Genomic DNA, 16197 nt, shown 5'->3' on the forward strand with positions numbered 1-16197 from the left:
GTGCCCTAGTCGTGCTTGCTGCATTGGCGTTCATCCAGGTATTCACACACATCGTTTCGTATGGATGCGTCGATGCATAGCTGATTGGCCCGCCACGTATAAATGACCACGCCGTGGTCCAGGCTCTGCGATTTCGTTTCGCCCAGCGTGTCGATCAGACGCTGCACGGGCTTGTCGATGTAATCGGCGCGGTCGAGCAAAACCTGGCGCATCAGGGCTTCTTTCGCGTCCCTGTCCCTGCGCACGGGCGCCGTGAATCGTAAGTAACGCGAACGAAGCCAAAGCACGATCACAACCGTCAACGCCAGGATGAGCAGCATCTTCATGTCAGTGGACCTCGAGCCGGGCTGTCGTCGTGGCCCTTCGATTGGCGTGACGACACGTCAGCCGCGCGTGCTGTCGTCCTGAAAACCGTTCTTGCCCACGAAGATCTCCTTCAGCGCGGCGCGCAGCGTGACCGGGTCGTATTGTCCGGGCGCGAGATGGATCACGTAGCGCGTCTGGCCGTCGAGCCGCGCGGCGAGGGCGGGTTCGATCTCGACGTCGATCGTGTCGTCCGTCAGGCGCACCGACAGATCCTTGACGCGCGCGTTGACCTGGTCGCGCACCATCACTTCGATCAGCGCGTCGTCCGGAAAGCGCGACAGCGCGAAGCAATAGTCCTGCTCGGCGTCGTGGCAATAGATGTTGGCGAAGCTTTCGTCGTCGTCGAGATCGGACGTCGCCGCGCCGATGGTGGCGTGAAGTTCCATGAGTGTGGGTTCCTGCGTAGGGGAGTAGGGGTTATCGGGTGGAATGGTGTGCTGTTTCGATGGCGGCTGCCGCATCGGGCGCGACACCGATATCGCACGACGCATCGGCATCGCGCGCCTTCAGCCACAACCCGAATTCGCGCATGACTTCGACGACGGGCCGCAGCCGGTCGCCGTCGGCGGTCAGATCGTACTCGACCCGCACCGGCACTTCCGGGTAGACGGTGCGCCGCACGAGCCCGGCGTCTTCGAGCGCGCGCAGGTCGAGCGTCAGCATCCGCTGCGAGATGCCGGGCATGTCGCGCCGCAGGTCGCTGAAGCGCCGCGGCCCGTCGAGCAGATACGACACCAGCAGCAGCCGCCAGCGGCCGCCGAGCAGGCGCATCGCTTCTTCAACGGAACATCCTGTCGCACTCGTTTTCATCGTGCCGAATCCTGGTCGGTAAATTTTTTGTGACAACGGCACAAACGACTGCCGTCTTCTCAGCCCTGCGCCGATGCGAGATATTAGCGCCCGCGTCGCGGCGAATCGATACATGGACAACTCACGAAGGACACGCATGAAGCTCTATCACGCTCCCGGAAGCTGTTCCCAGGCCATTTGCATCGTGCTGCGCGAAGGCGGCATCGACGCGGAAGTCATCCAGGTCGACGCGCGCAAGCATGTCATTGAAGACGGGCGCAATTACTACGATGTGACCGAACTCGGCTACGTGCCGCTGCTCGAACTCGACGACGGCACGCGGCTGCGCGAAGGGCCGGTGATCGCGCAGTATCTTGCGGATCTGTGTCCGCAGGCGGAGCTCGCGCCGGCGTACGGCACGCTCGCGCGCTATCGGCTGATGGAGTGGCTGAATTTTCTCATGGCGGAAATCCACAAGGGCTTCATTCCGCTGCTGTACGCGGTGCAGGCGGGCAAATACGTCGACCCGGCGAGAACGAAGCTCGACAGCCGCTTCGCGTGGATCGATCATCAGCTCGACGGCAATACGTTCTTGATGGGCGACTCGTTCACGCTCGCCGATGCCTACCTGTTCGCGCTGACCGGCTGGGGCAAGGCGGAATGGCTGCGGTCGGTGTACCACGCGGATATCGACCTGACCCGCTATGCGCATCTGCATGCGTGGTACGAGCGGGTGCGGGCGCGGCCGGCGGTGCGGGCGGCGGTGGAGGCGGACGGGCTCGCGCGGTAGCAGGCGACGGCGGTCGCGGAGTCGGCACGTCGTTACGCTTCATCGACGCGCCGCCGCACAGCAAAACCCCGCGCTATAATCCCCGCCATGAAATTCCTCCGGACGCTCATCCTGCTGCTGCTCTGCGCGGTGCTGCCCATCAGCGGGCTGGCAGCCAGCGGCCTGGCCGGGGAATGTCCGATGATGCAGCAGGGCATGTCGATGTCGATGGACACGGACGCCGGCATGTCCGCCGACATGCCGGGCTGCGATTCGATGCAGTCGTCGTCCGCCGGCAAGCCCCGCGCGAAAGCGAAGGGCACGGCCTGCAAGCTGACGGCGCAATGCCAGTTCGGCAGTCTCTATCATCCTGCCGCTCGCGCCGAAGTCAGTCGCCCCGCGGCATTCGCCAGCACCGTCGCGTTCCACTACGCGCAAATCCTCCCGGTCCGCGATCCGAACGGATTGTGGCGCCCTCCACGCCTCAGCTGATCCCGATCCGATAGGTTCGCCGCATTCGCGGTGAGGTTCGTCCTGTATCAGGACGTGGAATCCCTATGGGGTTCCGCCGTTGGGGTTCAACCATGTCATTCCATCCCGGCACGCCGCTTGCGCGGCGTGCACGTCGGCGCGCGCCCATGCTTTGGGCGGCGCTGCTGGTGGCGGGCGCCGTTCACGCGCAGCCATCGCCTGTCACGCTGGACGCCGCGCTGCAGTCCGCCACCGATCATTCCGCTTCGATGCAGGCCGCGCAGGCGTCGGTGCGCGCGAGCGCGGAGGCGGCCGTGAAGGCCGGCCAGCTGCCCGACCCGATGCTCAAGGCCGGCATCGACAACCTGCCGGTCAACGGCGGCCAGCGCTTCACCGTCGGCCAGGACTTCATGACGATGCGCCGCATCGGCATCGAGCAGGAGTGGGTGTCCGGCGACAAGCGGCGCCTGCGCTCGGCGCTCGCCAACGAGCAGGTCGGGCGCGAGCGCGCCGGCTATCTCGCGCAGCTCGCGAGCGTGCGCCAGCAAACCGCGACGGCGTGGCTGAACGCCGTCTACGCGAAGCAGGCGCTCGCGCTGCAGCAGGCGCTGCTCGATCACATGAACCATGAGCTTGACGCGACGAAGGCGTCGTATCGCGGCGCGAAGGCGAGTGCGACCGATGTCGTCCAGGCGCGGGCCATGCTCGCGCAGACGCAGGATCAACTACTGAAAGCGCGGCAGGTCTACCAGACCGCGCTCATCGTGCTGTCGCGCTGGACCGCCGTGCCGGTCGACGACGTTGCGGGCGCGCCGCCCGCGCCGGAATCGTTCGTGTCGTCGTTGCCGCCGGACGAGTTGCGGCTGTCGCAGCCGGCGCTGGTCACCGCCGCCGACGATATCGCGGTGGCCGAGGCCGATACGGCCGTCGCGGACAGCGAACGCAGCCCGAACTGGACGTGGGAAGTCGCGTACCAGCAGCGTGGCGGCGCGTATTCGAACATGGTGTCCGTCGGCGTGACGATCCCGCTGCCGCTCAATCGCAAGAACCGCCAGAACCGCGACGTCGCCGAAAAGGCCGCGCTCGCGACGAAGGCGCGCCTGATGTACGAGGACACGCTGCGCCAGGTGCAGGCCGATATCCGCACGCAGTCCGCGACGCTCGCGAGCGGTCGTGCGCGCATCGCGAATCTCGGCGACGCATTGCTGCCCGCCGCCGACCAGCGCGTGCAACTGGCGAACGCGGCCTACCGTGCCGGCACAGGCTCGCTCGCCGATACGTTCGCCGCGCGCCGCGCGCAACTGGAGGCGCAATTGCAGGTGCTCGATCTCCGGCGCGAGGTGTCGCAGACCTGGGCGCAGCTCGAATACCAGGTCGTGCCGTCGACGCTGGCCGCCGCGCAATAAAGGAGAACGACATGACGAAGCAAACATGGGCCCGCGCGGCCGTGCTGGCGTTCGCCGGTGCCGCGCTGCTCGGCACGGGTTATTTCGTGGGCGCACGCCATGCGGCAAGCGCCGCGACTGACGCCGCCGCCTCGGCCTCGACCGGCCAGCCCGGTTCGACGAGCGGCCGAAAGGTGCTCTACTGGCACGACCCGATGGTGCCGAACCAGCATTTCGACAAACCGGGCAAGTCGCCCTTCATGGACATGCAACTGCAACCCGTCTACGCGGACGAAGGCGGCGGCGCGTCCGGCATCCGGATCGATCCGGGCCTGCAGCAGAACCTCGGCATCCGCTATGCGACCGTGCGCAGGCAGCAGATGGCGGCCGGATTCGATGCGGTGGGCACCACGCAGTTCGACGAATCGCGCGCGGATGTCGTCCAGTCGCGCGTGACCGGCTACATCGACCGTCTCTATGCGCGCGCACCGATGCAGCGCATCGCGAAGGGCGCGCCGGTGGCATCGCTGTTCGTGCCCGACTGGCTCGCGCCGCAGGAGGAATACCTCGCGCTCAAGCGCGGCGGGATGGACGCCAGCCTGCTCGATGCATCGCGTGCACGGATGCGGGCGCTGTCGATTCCCGACGGCATGATCGCGAGCCTCGATCGCACCGGCCGCGCGCAGACGCATGTCGTGCTGACCGCACCGGAAACCGGCGTCGTCAGCGAGCTGAACGTGCGGGGCGGCGCGATGGTCGCGCCCGGCCAGACGCTCGCGAAGATCGCCGGGCTGTCGACGCTGTGGCTCATCGTCGAGGTGCCGGAAGCGCTTGCGCTGACCGTGCAGCCGGGGATGGCGGTCGATGCGACGTTCGTGGGCGACCCGGCACAGCATTTCACCGGACGCATCCGCGAAGTGCTGCCCGGCATCAGCACGAGCAGCCGCACGCTGCAGGCGCGCGTCGAGATCGACAACGCCGCGCTGAGGCTCACACCCGGCATGCTGATGCGCGTGCGGGTCGCCGCGCGGCAGACGGTATCGCGCCTGCTCGTGCCGTCCGAGGCGGTGATCGCGACCGGCAAGCGCTCGATCGTCATCGTGAAGAATCGCGACGGCCGGCTCCAGCCCGTGACGGTGACGGTGGGCAACGACGTCGGCAGCGACACCGAAGTGCTCGGCGGGCTGAACGAAGGCGACACGGTCGTTGCATCGGGGCAGTTCCTGATCGATTCCGAGGCGAGCCTGAAAAGCGTGTTGCCGCGGCTGGAAAGCGGCACCGGCGCGAGCGGGGCAGGCGCGATGCCCGCGTCGGTGCCGATAGCGACGGCACCAGTCTACGAAACCACCGGCAAGGTCGAACAGGTCACGGCCGACGACATCACGTTCTCGCATCAGCCCGTTCCGGCGCTCGGCTGGGGCGCGATGACGATGGCGTTCGGCAAGCCGTCGGCCACCGCGTTCCCGGACGTGAAGCCGGGCCAGACGGTGCGCTTCGCGTTCACGCAGGGCGACGACGGTTACCGGCTGACGAAGGTCGAACCGCAGGGAGGCGAACGATGATCGCGCACGTCATTCGCTGGTCCGTCCACAACCGCTTCCTCGTGCTGCTCGCCACCGTGCTGATTGCCGCATGGGGTGTTCATTCGCTGCGGCAGACGCCGCTCGATGCATTGCCCGATCTGTCGGACACGCAGGTGATCGTGAAGGCGTCGTATCCGGGCAAGGCGCCGCAGATCGTCGAGGATCAGGTGACCTATCCGTTGACGACCACGCTGCTCGGCGTGCCCGGCGCGAAAACCGTCCGCGCGTATTCGTCGTTCGGCGACGCGTTCGTCTACGTGCTGTTCGACGACCGCACCGATCCGTACTGGGCGCGTTCGCGTGTGCTCGAATACCTGAGCCAGGTGCAGAGCCGTCTGCCTGCCGGCGCGACGGTGTCGCTCGGGCCGGATGCGACCGGCGTCGGCTGGGTATACGAGTACGCGCTCGTCGATCGCACCGGCCGTCACGATCTCGGGCAACTGCGTGCGCTCAACGACTGGTTCCTGAAGTTCGAGCTGAAGGCGGTGCCGGACGTGTCGGAAGTCGCGAGCATTGGCGGCATGGTTCAGCAGTACCAGGTCGTGCTCGATCCCGACAAGCTGCGCGCATACGGCATCACGCAGGCGGAAGTCGCGAGCGCGCTCGGCAACGCGAACCAGGCGTCCGGCGGTTCGGTCGTCGAGCTGGCCGAGTCGGAGTACATGGTGCGCTCGACCGGCTACCTGCGCACGCTCGACGATTTCCGGCACGTGGTGCTGCGCACGAACGACGCCGGCACGCCGGTGCTGCTCGGCGACGTCGCGCGCATCCAGGTCGGCCCGGCGATGCGGCGCGGGATCGCGGAGCTGAACGGGCAGGGCGAGGTGACGGGCGGCGTCGTCGTGATGCGCTCGGGCAAGAACGCGCTGACCACGATCGATGCGGTGAAGGCGAAGCTCGCCGACCTGAAGCGTTCGCTGCCGCCCGGCGTCGAGATCGTCACGACCTACGATCGCTCGCAGCTGATCGCGCGCGCGGTGGGCAACCTGAAGGACAAGCTGATCGAGGAGTTCGTGATCGTCGGGCTCGTCTGCGCGATGTTCCTGTTCCACCTGCGCAGCGCGTTCGTCGCGATCCTGTCGCTGCCGCTCGGCGTGCTGGCCGCGTTCATCGTGATGCGCTACCAGGGCGTGAACGCGAACCTGATGTCGCTCGGCGGGATCGCGATCGCGATCGGCGCGATGATCGACGCGGCGATCGTGATGATCGAGAACGCTCACAAGCATCTCGAAGCGTACGACCACGTGCATCCCGGCGAGCCGATCACGGCCGCGCGACGCTGGGAACTCGTCGCGACGTCGGCCGCGGAAGTCGGGCCCGCGCTGTTCTTCTCGCTGCTGATCATCACGCTGTCGTTCATCCCGGTGTTTTCGCTGGAAGGGCAGGAAGGCAAGCTGTTCGCGCCGCTGGCGTTCACGAAGACCTACACGATCGCCGCGGCCGCCGGCCTGTCGGTGACGCTGGTGCCGGTGCTGATGGGCTATCTCGTGCGCGGCCGCATTCCGCACGAGCACGCGAACCCGCTCAACCGCGTGCTGATTCGCGCGTACCGTCCGCTGCTCGAAGCGACGCTCCGGCGCCCGTGGATCGCGATCGGCATCGCGGTCGTCGCGCTCGTGCTGACGGCCGTGCCGCTGTCGCGGCTCGGCGGCGAATTCATGCCGCCGCTCGATGAAGGCGACCTGCTGTACATGCCGACCGCGCTGCCCGGCATCTCGGCCGACAAGGCGAGCGAGCTGCTGCAGCAGACCGACCGGCTGATCAAGAGCGTGCCCGAGGTCGACACGGTGTTCGGCAAATCGGGCCGCGCCGATACCGCGACCGATCCCGCGCCGCTCGAGATGTTCGAGACGACGATCCGCTTCAAGCCGCGCAGCGCCTGGCGGCCCGGCATGACGCCGGAGAAGCTCGTCGACGAACTCGATCGCACGGTGAAGGTGCCGGGGCTGTCGAACGTGTGGGTGCCGCCGATCCGCAACCGGCTCGACATGCTGTCCACCGGCATCAAGACGCCGGTCGGCGTGAAGATTTCCGGGCCGGACCTGGCCGGCATCGACGCGATCGCGAAGCAGGTCGAGGCCGCCGTGAAGCCCGTGCCGGGCGTGACGTCCGCGCTCGCGGAACGGCTGAACGGCGGCCGCTATATCGACGTCGACATCGACCGGCTCGCGGCCGCGCGCTACGGGCTGTCGGTGGCCGACATCCAGTCGGTCGTGTCGACGGCGGTCGGCGGCGACGACGTCGGCGAAGTGATCGCGGGGCGCGAGCGCTTTCCGATCAACCTCCGCTACCCGCGCGAGGTGCGCGATTCGGTCGAGAACCTCCGGCAGCTTCCGGTCGTCACCGCGCGCAGCGCGCAGATCCGCCTGGGCGACGTCGCACGCATCGCGATCGCCGATGGCCCGCCGATGATCCGCAGCGAGAACGCGCGACTGTCCGGCTACGTGTACGTCGATCTCCGCGGCGTCGACCTGAGCACCGCCGTCCGCACGATGCAGCAGGCCGTCGCACAGCAGGTCGCGTTGCCGCCCGGCTATTCGATCGCGTGGTCGGGGCAGTTCGAGTATCTCGAACGCGCGGCGGCCAGGCTGCGCACCGTCGTGCCGGTGACGCTCGTGGTGATCTTCGTGCTGCTGTTCCTCACGTTCGGCTCGGCGACCGATGCGCTGCTGCTGATGTCGACGGTGCCGTTCGCGCTGGTCGGCGGCTTCTGGCTCGTGTGGGCGCTCGGCCACGCGGTGTCGGTCGCGACGTCGGTGGGCTTCATCGCGCTCGCGGGCGTGGCCGCCGAATTCGGCGTCGTGATGCTGCTGTACCTGAAGGGCGCACTGCAGCGCCGGCTCGACGCCGGCGAACCGCTGACCGATGCGCTGCTGCTCGACGCGATCCGCGAGGGCGCGGTGCTGCGCGTGCGGCCCAAGGCGATGACGGTGGCCGTCGTGCTCGCCGGCCTCGTGCCGATCATGGTCGGGCGCGGCGCCGGTTCCGAAGTCATGCAGCGCATCGCCGCGCCGATGGTCGGCGGCATGGTCACCGCGCCGCTGCTGTCGATGTTCGTCATTCCCGCCGCCTGGCTCCTGCTGCAGCGCCGTCGTGCGCGAAGCGCGGGCCATGCGTGGCATTCCGAAGCAGTTCCTCACGGCACGAACGTGCCATCCATCCCAACCGGAGAATCCCGATGAAGAAGTTGATCACTGTTACCGTTGCTGCCGCCGCTGTGCTCGCTGTCGGCACGTTCGTCACCCCCGCCTTTGCAGCCGGCGACATGGCCGGCATGGACATGTCCGGCATGAAGATGTCGTCGGGCGGCATGGCCGAGTCGAATGCCGCGCTGACCGACGCCGAAGTGAAGAAGGTCGATGCCGCGACCGGCAAGATCACGCTGAAGCACGGCGCGCTCGAGAACGTCGGGATGCCGCCGATGACGATGGCGTTCAAGGCGAAGGACGCGGCGATGCTCGAGCACGCCCATGCGGGCGACAAGGTCAAGGTGCGGATCGAGAAGGTCGACGGCACGCTGACGGTCGTCAAGCTGGTGAAGGCGTCCTGACCTGAGCGCATGCCGGTGCGTCGTCCGTCCGCGAGGCGGGCGGCTGCACCGGTGCCGTGCGCGTCGGGCCGGAAGTCGCGCGTGCGGCCGGGTTTGACGGTGCGCGAAGGGCTGGGGAGCGGCCAAACACGGGATCCGCACCTTCATTTCAACAATGCTTGAAATGTTGAAATGAAGCCGCTATCCTTCGCGCCATGGACTCCAATCTCGTCGTGCGCGCCTTGGGCGCGCTTGCTCATGAAGCGCGCCTGGCCATCTTTCGCGCGCTGGTCGTGGCCGGGCCCGAAGGGCTGCCGGCTGGCGCGATCGCCCAGCAGATCGGGCTGTCGCCATCGAGCCTGTCGTTTCATCTGAAGGATCTGTCGCACGCCGACCTGGTCACCGCGCGCCAGGACGGCCGGTTCATCTATTACGCGGCGAATTTCGAATCGATGAGCGGGCTCATCGGGTTCCTGACCGAGAACTGCTGCGCCGGCGCGGCCTGCGGCGTGCCGACGGTGCCCGATTGCTGCAGAGGCGACGCATGACCGGCTCGGACGTTGCACAACCGCCAGCCGTGGCGGCGCAGCCCGTCATCGGCTTCTTCGAGCGCTACCTGAGCGTGTGGGTGGCGCTGTGCATCGTGCTCGGCATCGCGCTGGGCCACGCGCTGCCCGGGCTCTTTCAGCACATCGGCCGCATGGAATACGCGCAGGTCAACCTGCCCGTCGGGCTGTTGATCTGGGTGATGATCGTGCCGATGCTGGTCAAGGTCGATTTCGGCGCATTGCATGAGGTTCGGCAGCATGTGCGGGGGATCGGCGTGACGCTCGTCGTGAACTGGCTCGTCAAGCCGTTTTCGATGGCATTGCTCGGCTGGCTGTTCGTCCGGCAGCTATTCGCGCCGATGCTGCCCGCCGACCAGATCGACAGCTATATCGCCGGCCTGATTCTGCTGGCCGCCGCGCCGTGCACGGCGATGGTGTTCGTGTGGAGCCGGCTGACGGGCGGCGATCCGCTGTTCACGCTGTCGCAGGTCGCGCTGAACGACAGCATCATGGTGATCGCGTTCGCGCCGCTGGTGGGCCTGTTGCTGGGGATGTCCGCGATCACGGTGCCTTGGGCGACGCTGCTCACGTCGGTCGTGCTCTACATCGTCATCCCGGTGATCCTCGCGCAAGTATGGCGCAGGCTATTGCTCGCGAAGGGGCCGGCGGCGTTCGACCGCGCGATGGCGAAGATCGGCCCGTGGGCCATCGCCGCGCTGCTGGCCACGCTGGTGCTGCTGTTCGCGTTCCAGGGCGAGGCAATCCTGAAGCAACCGCTGGTCATCGCGCTGCTCGCGGTGCCGATCCTGATCCAGGTGTTCTTCAACGCAGCGCTCGCCTATGGGCTCAATCGTCTCGTCGGCGAGAAACACAGCATCGCGTGTCCGTCGGCGTTGATCGGTGCGTCCAATTTCTTCGAGCTGGCCGTGGCCGCCGCGATCAGCCTGTTCGGCTTCCACTCGGGCGCCGCGCTCGCGACCGTCGTCGGCGTGCTCATCGAAGTGCCGGTGATGCTGCTCGTCGTGCGCGTCGTCAATCGTTCGAAGCGCTGGTACGAGTGCGCGTGAAACCATTCAGGAATCCGGAAATGACCGACATCACGATCTATCACAACCCCGATTGCGGCACGTCGCGCAACACGCTGGCGATGATTCGCAACGCCGGCGTCGAGCCGCGTGTCGTGCTTTACCTCGAAGCGCCGCCGAGCCAGGCAGCGCTGCGCGCGCTGATCGCGGCGATGGGCGTGTCCGTGCGCGACGTGCTGCGGCGCAAGGGGACACCCTATGACGCACTCGATCTCGACAATCCGAAGTGGAGCGACGACGACCTGATCGGCTTCATGGCCGCTCACCCGATCCTGATCAATCGCCCGATCGTCGTCACCCCGCTCGGCACGCGGCTGTGCCGTCCGTCCGAGCAGGTGCTCGACATCCTGCCCGATCCGCAGAAGGGGCCGTTTGCGAAGGAAGACGGCGAAATCGTGATCGACGCGGAGGGCAAGCGTGTCTGAGCGACTGAACGATCTGCCGCAACTCGACGCCACGCTGTTTCGCATGCCGGACGCGAGCCGGCTGCAACCCGCGCGGCCGTCGACGCATCCGCCTCGAATCGTGTTGCTCTACGGGTCGTTGCGCACGCGCTCGTTCAGCCGGTTGCTGGTCGAGGAGGCGGCGCGGTTGCTGGCGGCGATGGGCGCCGAAGCCAGGATCTTCAATCCGGCCGGCTTGCCGTTGCCTGACGATGCGCCCGACGACCACCCGAAGGTGGCCGAGTTGCGCGAACTCGTGCAATGGTCGGAGGGCATGGTGTGGTGCTCCCCCGAGCGGCACGGCGCGATGACCGGCGTGATGAAGGCGCAGATCGACTGGATTCCGCTGTCGGTCGGCGCGGTGCGGCCGACGCAGGGCAAGACGCTGGCGGTCATGCAGGTCAGCGGCGGATCGCAGTCGTTCAACGCGGTCAACCAGATGCGTGTGCTCGGACGCTGGATGCGCATGCTGACCATCCCGAACCAGTCGTCCGTCGCGAAGGCGTTCATGGAATTCGGCGACGACGACCGGATGAAGCCGTCCGCGTATTTCGACCGGGTCGTCGACGTCATGGAGGAGCTGGTCAAATTCACGCTGCTGACGCGCGACGTCGGCGCGTATCTGACTGACCGGTACAGCGAGCGCAAGGAAAGCGCCGAGCAACTGTCGCAGCGTGTGAACCAGACGCGCATCTGAATCGCTTGCGGGCCGGCGGCGCGACGATGCGTCGTTCGCGCCGGGCAGCGGGATCGTGCCCGGCGCGTCCGTTGAGTCCGTCGAGCAAGTTCAGCGCGCCAGCGTCAGGAACAGATACCCCGCATACCCCGCGCCGTTCGCGAGCAACGCCCAGATCGCGAGCCCGCGCGTGCGCGCATTGACGCGCAGCCACGCCGCCGCCGCGAGCGTGATGATCACGCCGGTCAGCACTTCGGGACGCGGCTCCCACGGCGTCAGCATGATGCCGATCGCCGGCAGCAGCGTGCCCTGGAACACCATCGCGCCGGTGATGTTGCCGAACGCGAGCGTGTCCTTCCCGCGGCGGATCCACAGCACGCTGTTGACCTTCTCCGGCAGTTCCGTCGCGATCGGCACGATGATCAGCGACAGCAGCAGCGCCGATACGCCCAGCGCGTGCGACACGCCTTCCACGCCGTGAATGAAACCCTTCGCCCCGCCGACCAGCAGCGCGACGCCGAGGAGCAGTTGCAGCGCGATCGTCGCGAGGTTGGTCGGCACACCCAGGCGCGACAGGAACATCGTGTGCGGCGCCTCGGTGCCGTGCCCGGCATCGACGAGCTGGGTCGACGCCCGGAACGTCATCACGACATACATCACGTAGATGCCCACCAGCATCGCCGCGAGCAACGCACGCACGGCCCCGTTGTGATGCGGGACGAACATCGCGGCGGTGGCCAGCGAGAACGCGGCGAGAAAGTAGTTCATGTCGCGCACGAAGCCCGTGCGTTCGGGCGCGATCGTGCCGCGCAGCCCGCGCGAGCGGATCACGGCGAGCGTCATCAGGAAGGTGGTGAGCGTCGCGAGCATCAGCGGCGCGCCGAGAATCGCGCCGACGCCGATCTCCTCGTTCACGGCCTGGTTCGCGGTGCCGCCGGCGAGCGCGAGCAGCGGCACCATCGTTTCGGGCAGCGCGGTGCCGACGGCCGCGAACAGCGAACCGGTGACGCCTTCGGAAATCTTCAGGCGCTCGCCGAGATGTTCGAGCGCGTTGGTGAAGACCTCGGCGGCGATGAGGATGACGACCAGCATGAACGCCAGTTCGACAAACATGAGAGTCATGCGGCACCTCGGCAGGCATGCGCGCGGACGGCGGCGAAACGCGGGGAGAGGGCGGTGTGGGACATGGGGACTCCGTGGTCGGACGCTGACGAACCATGGCGCATCCGCCGACGTCCGACCAGGAACGACGCGATGCGCCCATGGTCTCGCCAGGCCAATCAGGCTGATCGTGCCACGGCCGCAGGCCGAGTGTGTTGACACGATCGCTTTCCGGGGACGGAAAGCAGGCTACTCCCCAAAGACGAAGGGCAGTCTAGCCGGGCGAATTGCTTTCGGCAAGCCTTCATCTCAAAAAATATACCCCTCTCCCCTATAGGGGCAGCCTTCCGGAGCTATACTCCCCCTCCCTATGCAGGAGTCCGTCATCGATGAGTCATACCGTTCGTGAAAAACAGAAGCTGCTGAACCGCGTGCGCCGTATCAAGGGCCAGGTCGAGGCGATCGAGCGCGCGCTCGGGGACGAGCGCGGCTGCAACGAGGTGCTGCAATTGATCACGAGCTGTCGCGGCGCGATGAACGGGCTGCTGGCCGTCGTGCTGGAAGACCACATTCGCGAGCACATGGTCGATGCACATGGGCCAGATGAGCACGAAGGCAGCGCGACCGAGCAGCTGATCGACGTGGTGCACAGCTATTTCAAGTGATCGGGGTGGAGCATGAGCAATTTCACGAATGATGCGTTCGGCGCGGGGCACGACCATATCTTCCTTGGCGCCGCGCACGAGCAGAACGAGCGGCGGACGTGGATGGTGATCGGCCTGTGCGCGGCGATGATGATGGTCGAGATCGTCGGCGGCACGCTGTTCGGGTCGCTGGCGCTCGTCGCCGACGGGCTGCACATGTCGACGCACGCCGGCGCGATGCTGATCGCCGCGCTGGCCTATACCTATGCGCGCAGGCATGCCGACGATCCGCGCTTCGTGTTCGGCACCGGCAAGCTGGGCGACCTGGCCGGGTTCACGAGCGCGATCGTGCTCGCGATGATCGCGATCCTGATCGGCTACGAGGCGGTTGCGCGGTTGCTGGCGCCGGTCCCGATCCATTTTGGCGAGGCGATTCCGATCGCGGTGCTCGGTCTCGCGGTCAACCTGGCGAGCGTGTGGCTGCTGAGCGGCGGGCATCACGGGCACGATCACGGCCACCATCACGGGCATGGCCACGGCCACGGCCATGGGCACGCGCACGACGATCACGCGGACGAAGCCATGCGGGTGTTCTCGACAGCCGGCGTGTTCGACGTATCGGTGTTCGAGGACGGTGTGCCGCCGGTGTTCCGGATCGCGCCCGCCACTGGCGGGTCGAGCGTCGACGGGGTGTCTGCATCGATCACGACCCTCCGTCCCGACCAGTCGCGACAGCATTTCACGATGGTGGCGCGCAACGGCTTCCTGGAGTCGCGGGAGACCATTCCCGAGCCCCATGCGTTCGATGCGATCGTGTCGCTGGACGGTAACGAGCACGCGCTGACGTTCGTCGAACACGAGCATCATGAAGGCGTGCACGCTGCCTCGGCCCGCGATCACAACATCCGGTCGGCCTACGTTCACGTGATCGCCGATGCCGCGGTGTCGGTGCTGGCCATTATCGGGTTGCTGCTCGCGCGTGCTTTCGGCTGGGTCTGGATGGACCCCGTCGCGGGCATCGTCGGCGCGCTCGTCATCGCGAACTGGTCGTACGGGCTGATGCGCGATACGGGCGGCATCCTGCTCGACGTCAATGTCGACCGCAAGCTGGCGGAGCGCGTACGTCACGCGATCGAGGCGTTTGGCGACAAGGTCAACGATCTTCACGTGTGGCGGGTCGGCCCCGGCCACATGAGCGCGATCGTGTCGGTCGAGACCGTCGATGCGGCGCGCGACGCGCGCTTCTACCATGCACTGGTCGAAGGCTTCGGCGGCGTGTCGCACGTAACCGTCGAAGTGATGACGCCGGCAAAGGCTGCCTGACCGTGGCCGTGAAATCGCCGTGTATCGAGCTGTGCGCGTTCGATGGCCGCACCGGATTCTGCACGGGCTGCTTGAGGACGCGCGACGAGGCACGCGACTGGAAGAAACTGACCGATCATCGCCGGCACCAGATACTGAACGACCGCCATCGCCGCCAGGCGAAGATCCGGCGCGAGACGGGAAAATAGCGCGGGCCGGCATGCGCGGTCGTGCCACCGGACTGCAGTAGTATCACCGGCATCCCGTGTCGGGATTCCTGAACCGGGAGCGACCCATGCAGACCGAACCGTCGACCGGCGTTCTTCGCCAGATTCCGCGCAGTGTCTGGGTGCTGGGCTGCGTCAGCCTGCTGATGGACGTGTCGTCGGAAATCATCCACAGCCTGTTGCCGATGTTCCTGATGGCGGGGCTCGGCGCGAGCGCGACCGCGATCGGCGTCATCGAGGGGATCGCCGAGGCGACGTCGCCGGTCGTCAAGGTGTTCTCCGGCACGCTGAGCGACTACCTGCGCAATCGCAAATGGCTGGCGGTCGCCGGATACGGGCTCGGCGCGCTCAGCAAGCCGCTGTTCGCGATCGCGCCGACGCTCGGCGTCGTCGTGACGGCGCGGATCGTCGACCGGATCGGCAAGGGAATCCGCGGTGCGCCGCGCGATGCGCTGGTGGCCGATGTCACCCCCGTCCACCTGCGCGGCGCCGCCTACGGGCTGCGACAGTCGCTCGATACGGTGGGCGCGTTCCTCGGGCCGCTTCTGGCCGTCGTCATCATGCTGGGGTGGCACGACGATTTCCGCCTCGCATTCTGGCTGGCCGTGATTCCCGGCGTACTGGCCGTGGCGCTGCTCGCGTTCGGTATCGACGAGCCGGCGCGTGCGCCGGGCGAGCCGCGCGTCAACCCGATCCGCCGCGATGTCGTCGCGCAGCTCGGTGCGCGCTACTGGTGGGTCGTCGCCGTCGGCGCCGTGTTCGCTCTGGCCCGCTTCAGCGAGGCGTTCCTGGTGCTGCGCGCGATGGGCAGCGGCGTGCCCGTCGCGCTCGTGCCGCTCATGATGGTGGCGATGAACGTCGTGTACGCCCTGTCGGCCTATCCGTTCGGCAAGCTCGCCGACACGACGAGCCACACGAAGCTGATGGTGGCCGGGCTCGTCCTGCTGATCGCTGCCGATATCGTGCTCGCACACGGCACGCATTGGGGAACCGTTCTGGTCGGTGTCGCGTTGTGGGGGCTCCATATGGGGATGACGCAGGGGTTGCTCGCGACGATGGTCGCGCATGCCGCGCCGTCCGCATTGAGAGGCACGGCGTTCGGTGTGTTCAATCTGCTCAGCGGCGTGGTGACGCTCGTGTCGAGTGTCGTCGCGGGCATCCTGTGGGACCGGGTGGGGGCGGCGGCGACGTTCTACGCAGGGGCCGTGTTCAGCGCGGTGACCATCGTGTTGCTCGTGTGCATTCGCGCGTCATTTGCCGCCGCTCAGGAGCACTAGCC

At 67.1% G+C, this 16197-nt stretch carries 18 protein-coding genes and 1 riboswitch; of the genes, 14 read left to right on the top strand and 4 right to left on the bottom strand.

Annotated elements, in window-relative coordinates; all coding sequences use genetic code 11:
* Window positions 1-5: 5 nt before the first annotated feature.
* From LGM89_RS05990 to LGM89_RS06000, 3 genes are read right to left on the bottom strand one after another with little or no spacing between them, the layout of a single operon-like run.
* A complete protein-coding gene (locus tag LGM89_RS05990; RefSeq protein WP_226272573.1) occupies window positions 6-326 on the bottom strand; it encodes a hypothetical protein in 321 nt (106 codons plus the stop codon).
* A 57-nt stretch (window positions 327-383) separates the two neighbouring features.
* A complete protein-coding gene (locus tag LGM89_RS05995) occupies window positions 384-752 on the bottom strand; it encodes a hypothetical protein (protein ID WP_089428430.1) in 369 nt (122 codons plus the stop codon).
* Window positions 753-783: 31 nt separating this feature from the next.
* Window positions 784-1176 (bottom strand): winged helix-turn-helix transcriptional regulator, encoded by a 393-nt coding sequence (locus LGM89_RS06000; protein WP_089428429.1) that lies wholly within the window; start codon window positions 1174-1176, stop codon window positions 784-786.
* Between the two features lie 136 nt (window positions 1177-1312).
* Between LGM89_RS06000 and LGM89_RS06005 the strand changes: the two genes are divergently transcribed.
* From LGM89_RS06005 to arsH, 10 genes are all read left to right on the top strand, one after another.
* Window positions 1313-1945: a glutathione binding-like protein gene (locus tag LGM89_RS06005; protein WP_226272574.1), complete on the top strand. Its 633-nt coding sequence runs from the start codon at window positions 1313-1315 to the stop codon at window positions 1943-1945.
* A gap of 87 nt (window positions 1946-2032) precedes the next feature.
* The gene (locus LGM89_RS06010; RefSeq protein ID WP_226272575.1) at window positions 2033-2416 is read left to right on the top strand and encodes a hypothetical protein; all 384 of its coding nucleotides are present in this window, start codon (window positions 2033-2035) and stop codon (window positions 2414-2416) included.
* Between the two features lie 92 nt (window positions 2417-2508).
* A complete protein-coding gene (locus LGM89_RS06015; protein WP_226272576.1) occupies window positions 2509-3801 on the top strand; it encodes a TolC family protein in 1293 nt (430 codons plus the stop codon).
* Window positions 3802-3812: 11 nt separating this feature from the next.
* Entirely contained in the window at window positions 3813-5342 is a 1530-nt protein-coding gene (locus LGM89_RS06020) for an efflux RND transporter periplasmic adaptor subunit (RefSeq protein WP_226272577.1), read from the top strand.
* Complete coding sequence (locus LGM89_RS06025; protein ID WP_226272578.1) at window positions 5339-8545, top strand: efflux RND transporter permease subunit; 3207 nt, start codon at window positions 5339-5341, stop codon at window positions 8543-8545. Before LGM89_RS06020 ends, LGM89_RS06025 begins: the two co-directional genes overlap by 4 nt.
* A complete protein-coding gene (locus tag LGM89_RS06030) occupies window positions 8542-8913 on the top strand; it encodes a copper-binding protein (RefSeq protein ID WP_226272579.1) in 372 nt (123 codons plus the stop codon). Before LGM89_RS06025 ends, LGM89_RS06030 begins: the two co-directional genes overlap by 4 nt.
* 194 nt (window positions 8914-9107) lie before the next feature.
* On the top strand, window positions 9108-9440 hold the full coding sequence (locus LGM89_RS06035; RefSeq protein WP_089497812.1) for an ArsR/SmtB family transcription factor: 333 nt from the start codon (window positions 9108-9110) through the stop codon (window positions 9438-9440).
* Window positions 9437-10507 carry an ACR3 family arsenite efflux transporter gene (gene arsB, locus LGM89_RS06040; protein ID WP_226272580.1) on the top strand — a complete coding sequence of 357 codons (1071 nt, stop codon included), beginning with the start codon at window positions 9437-9439 and terminating at the stop codon, window positions 10505-10507. Before LGM89_RS06035 ends, arsB begins: the two co-directional genes overlap by 4 nt.
* A 20-nt stretch (window positions 10508-10527) precedes the next feature.
* A complete protein-coding gene (gene arsC / locus LGM89_RS06045; protein ID WP_089497810.1) occupies window positions 10528-10950 on the top strand; it encodes an arsenate reductase (glutaredoxin) in 423 nt (140 codons plus the stop codon).
* On the top strand, window positions 10943-11665 hold the full coding sequence (arsH, locus tag LGM89_RS06050; protein ID WP_089497809.1) for an arsenical resistance protein ArsH: 723 nt from the start codon (window positions 10943-10945) through the stop codon (window positions 11663-11665). Before arsC ends, arsH begins: the two co-directional genes overlap by 8 nt.
* A gap of 90 nt (window positions 11666-11755) precedes the next feature.
* Here the strand turns inward: arsH and LGM89_RS06055 are convergent, their stop codons facing one another.
* Complete coding sequence (locus LGM89_RS06055; RefSeq protein ID WP_089497808.1) at window positions 11756-12766, bottom strand: sodium:calcium antiporter; 1011 nt, start codon at window positions 12764-12766, stop codon at window positions 11756-11758.
* A gap of 81 nt (window positions 12767-12847) precedes the next feature.
* A riboswitch (yybP-ykoY riboswitch) is annotated at window positions 12848-13015 on the bottom strand.
* Between the two features lie 119 nt (window positions 13016-13134).
* On the opposite strand from LGM89_RS06055, the gene LGM89_RS06060 reads away from it, so the two are divergent.
* The 4 genes from LGM89_RS06060 to LGM89_RS06075 all read left to right on the top strand — a co-directional run bounded on the left by LGM89_RS06060 (window position 13135) and on the right by LGM89_RS06075 (window position 16195).
* Window positions 13135-13410 carry a metal/formaldehyde-sensitive transcriptional repressor gene (locus tag LGM89_RS06060; RefSeq protein WP_089428418.1) on the top strand — a complete coding sequence of 92 codons (276 nt, stop codon included), beginning with the start codon at window positions 13135-13137 and terminating at the stop codon, window positions 13408-13410.
* Between the two features lie 12 nt (window positions 13411-13422).
* Window positions 13423-14712: a CDF family Co(II)/Ni(II) efflux transporter DmeF gene (gene dmeF, locus LGM89_RS06065; RefSeq protein WP_226272581.1), complete on the top strand. Its 1290-nt coding sequence runs from the start codon at window positions 13423-13425 to the stop codon at window positions 14710-14712.
* A 2-nt stretch (window positions 14713-14714) separates the two neighbouring features.
* Complete coding sequence (locus tag LGM89_RS06070; RefSeq protein ID WP_226272582.1) at window positions 14715-14900, top strand: DUF1289 domain-containing protein; 186 nt, start codon at window positions 14715-14717, stop codon at window positions 14898-14900.
* Window positions 14901-14986: 86 nt separating this feature from the next.
* Window positions 14987-16195, top strand: a complete 1209-nt coding sequence (locus LGM89_RS06075; RefSeq protein ID WP_226272583.1) for an MFS transporter — start codon at window positions 14987-14989, stop codon at window positions 16193-16195.
* Window positions 16196-16197: the final 2 nt, after the last annotated feature.

It is taken from the genome of Burkholderia sp. AU31624 (assembly GCF_020420065.1).
Classification (GTDB): Bacteria; Pseudomonadota; Gammaproteobacteria; order Burkholderiales; family Burkholderiaceae; genus Burkholderia.

What these genes read in the sequence shown, in the direction of transcription:
- LGM89_RS05990 (WP_226272573.1), bottom strand. Translation starts at nt 326, where the DNA reads ATGAAGATGCTGCTCATCCTGGCGTTGACGGTTGTGATCGTGCTTTGG.
- LGM89_RS05995 (WP_089428430.1), bottom strand. Translation starts at nt 752, where the DNA reads ATGGAACTTCACGCCACCATCGGCGCGGCGACGTCCGATCTCGACGAC.
- LGM89_RS06000 (WP_089428429.1), bottom strand. Translation starts at nt 1,176, where the DNA reads ATGAAAACGAGTGCGACAGGATGTTCCGTTGAAGAAGCGATGCGCCTG.
- LGM89_RS06005 (WP_226272574.1), top strand. Translation starts at nt 1,313, where the DNA reads ATGAAGCTCTATCACGCTCCCGGAAGCTGTTCCCAGGCCATTTGCATC.
- LGM89_RS06010 (WP_226272575.1), top strand. Translation starts at nt 2,033, where the DNA reads ATGAAATTCCTCCGGACGCTCATCCTGCTGCTGCTCTGCGCGGTGCTG.
- LGM89_RS06015 (WP_226272576.1), top strand. Translation starts at nt 2,509, where the DNA reads ATGTCATTCCATCCCGGCACGCCGCTTGCGCGGCGTGCACGTCGGCGC.
- LGM89_RS06020 (WP_226272577.1), top strand. Translation starts at nt 3,813, where the DNA reads ATGACGAAGCAAACATGGGCCCGCGCGGCCGTGCTGGCGTTCGCCGGT.
- LGM89_RS06025 (WP_226272578.1), top strand. Translation starts at nt 5,339, where the DNA reads ATGATCGCGCACGTCATTCGCTGGTCCGTCCACAACCGCTTCCTCGTG.
- LGM89_RS06030 (WP_226272579.1), top strand. Translation starts at nt 8,542, where the DNA reads ATGAAGAAGTTGATCACTGTTACCGTTGCTGCCGCCGCTGTGCTCGCT.
- LGM89_RS06035 (WP_089497812.1), top strand. Translation starts at nt 9,108, where the DNA reads ATGGACTCCAATCTCGTCGTGCGCGCCTTGGGCGCGCTTGCTCATGAA.
- arsB (WP_226272580.1), top strand. Translation starts at nt 9,437, where the DNA reads ATGACCGGCTCGGACGTTGCACAACCGCCAGCCGTGGCGGCGCAGCCC.
- arsC (WP_089497810.1), top strand. Translation starts at nt 10,528, where the DNA reads ATGACCGACATCACGATCTATCACAACCCCGATTGCGGCACGTCGCGC.
- LGM89_RS06055 (WP_089497808.1), bottom strand. Translation starts at nt 12,766, where the DNA reads ATGACTCTCATGTTTGTCGAACTGGCGTTCATGCTGGTCGTCATCCTC.
- LGM89_RS06060 (WP_089428418.1), top strand. Translation starts at nt 13,135, where the DNA reads ATGAGTCATACCGTTCGTGAAAAACAGAAGCTGCTGAACCGCGTGCGC.
- dmeF (WP_226272581.1), top strand. Translation starts at nt 13,423, where the DNA reads ATGAGCAATTTCACGAATGATGCGTTCGGCGCGGGGCACGACCATATC.
- LGM89_RS06075 (WP_226272583.1), top strand. Translation starts at nt 14,987, where the DNA reads ATGCAGACCGAACCGTCGACCGGCGTTCTTCGCCAGATTCCGCGCAGT.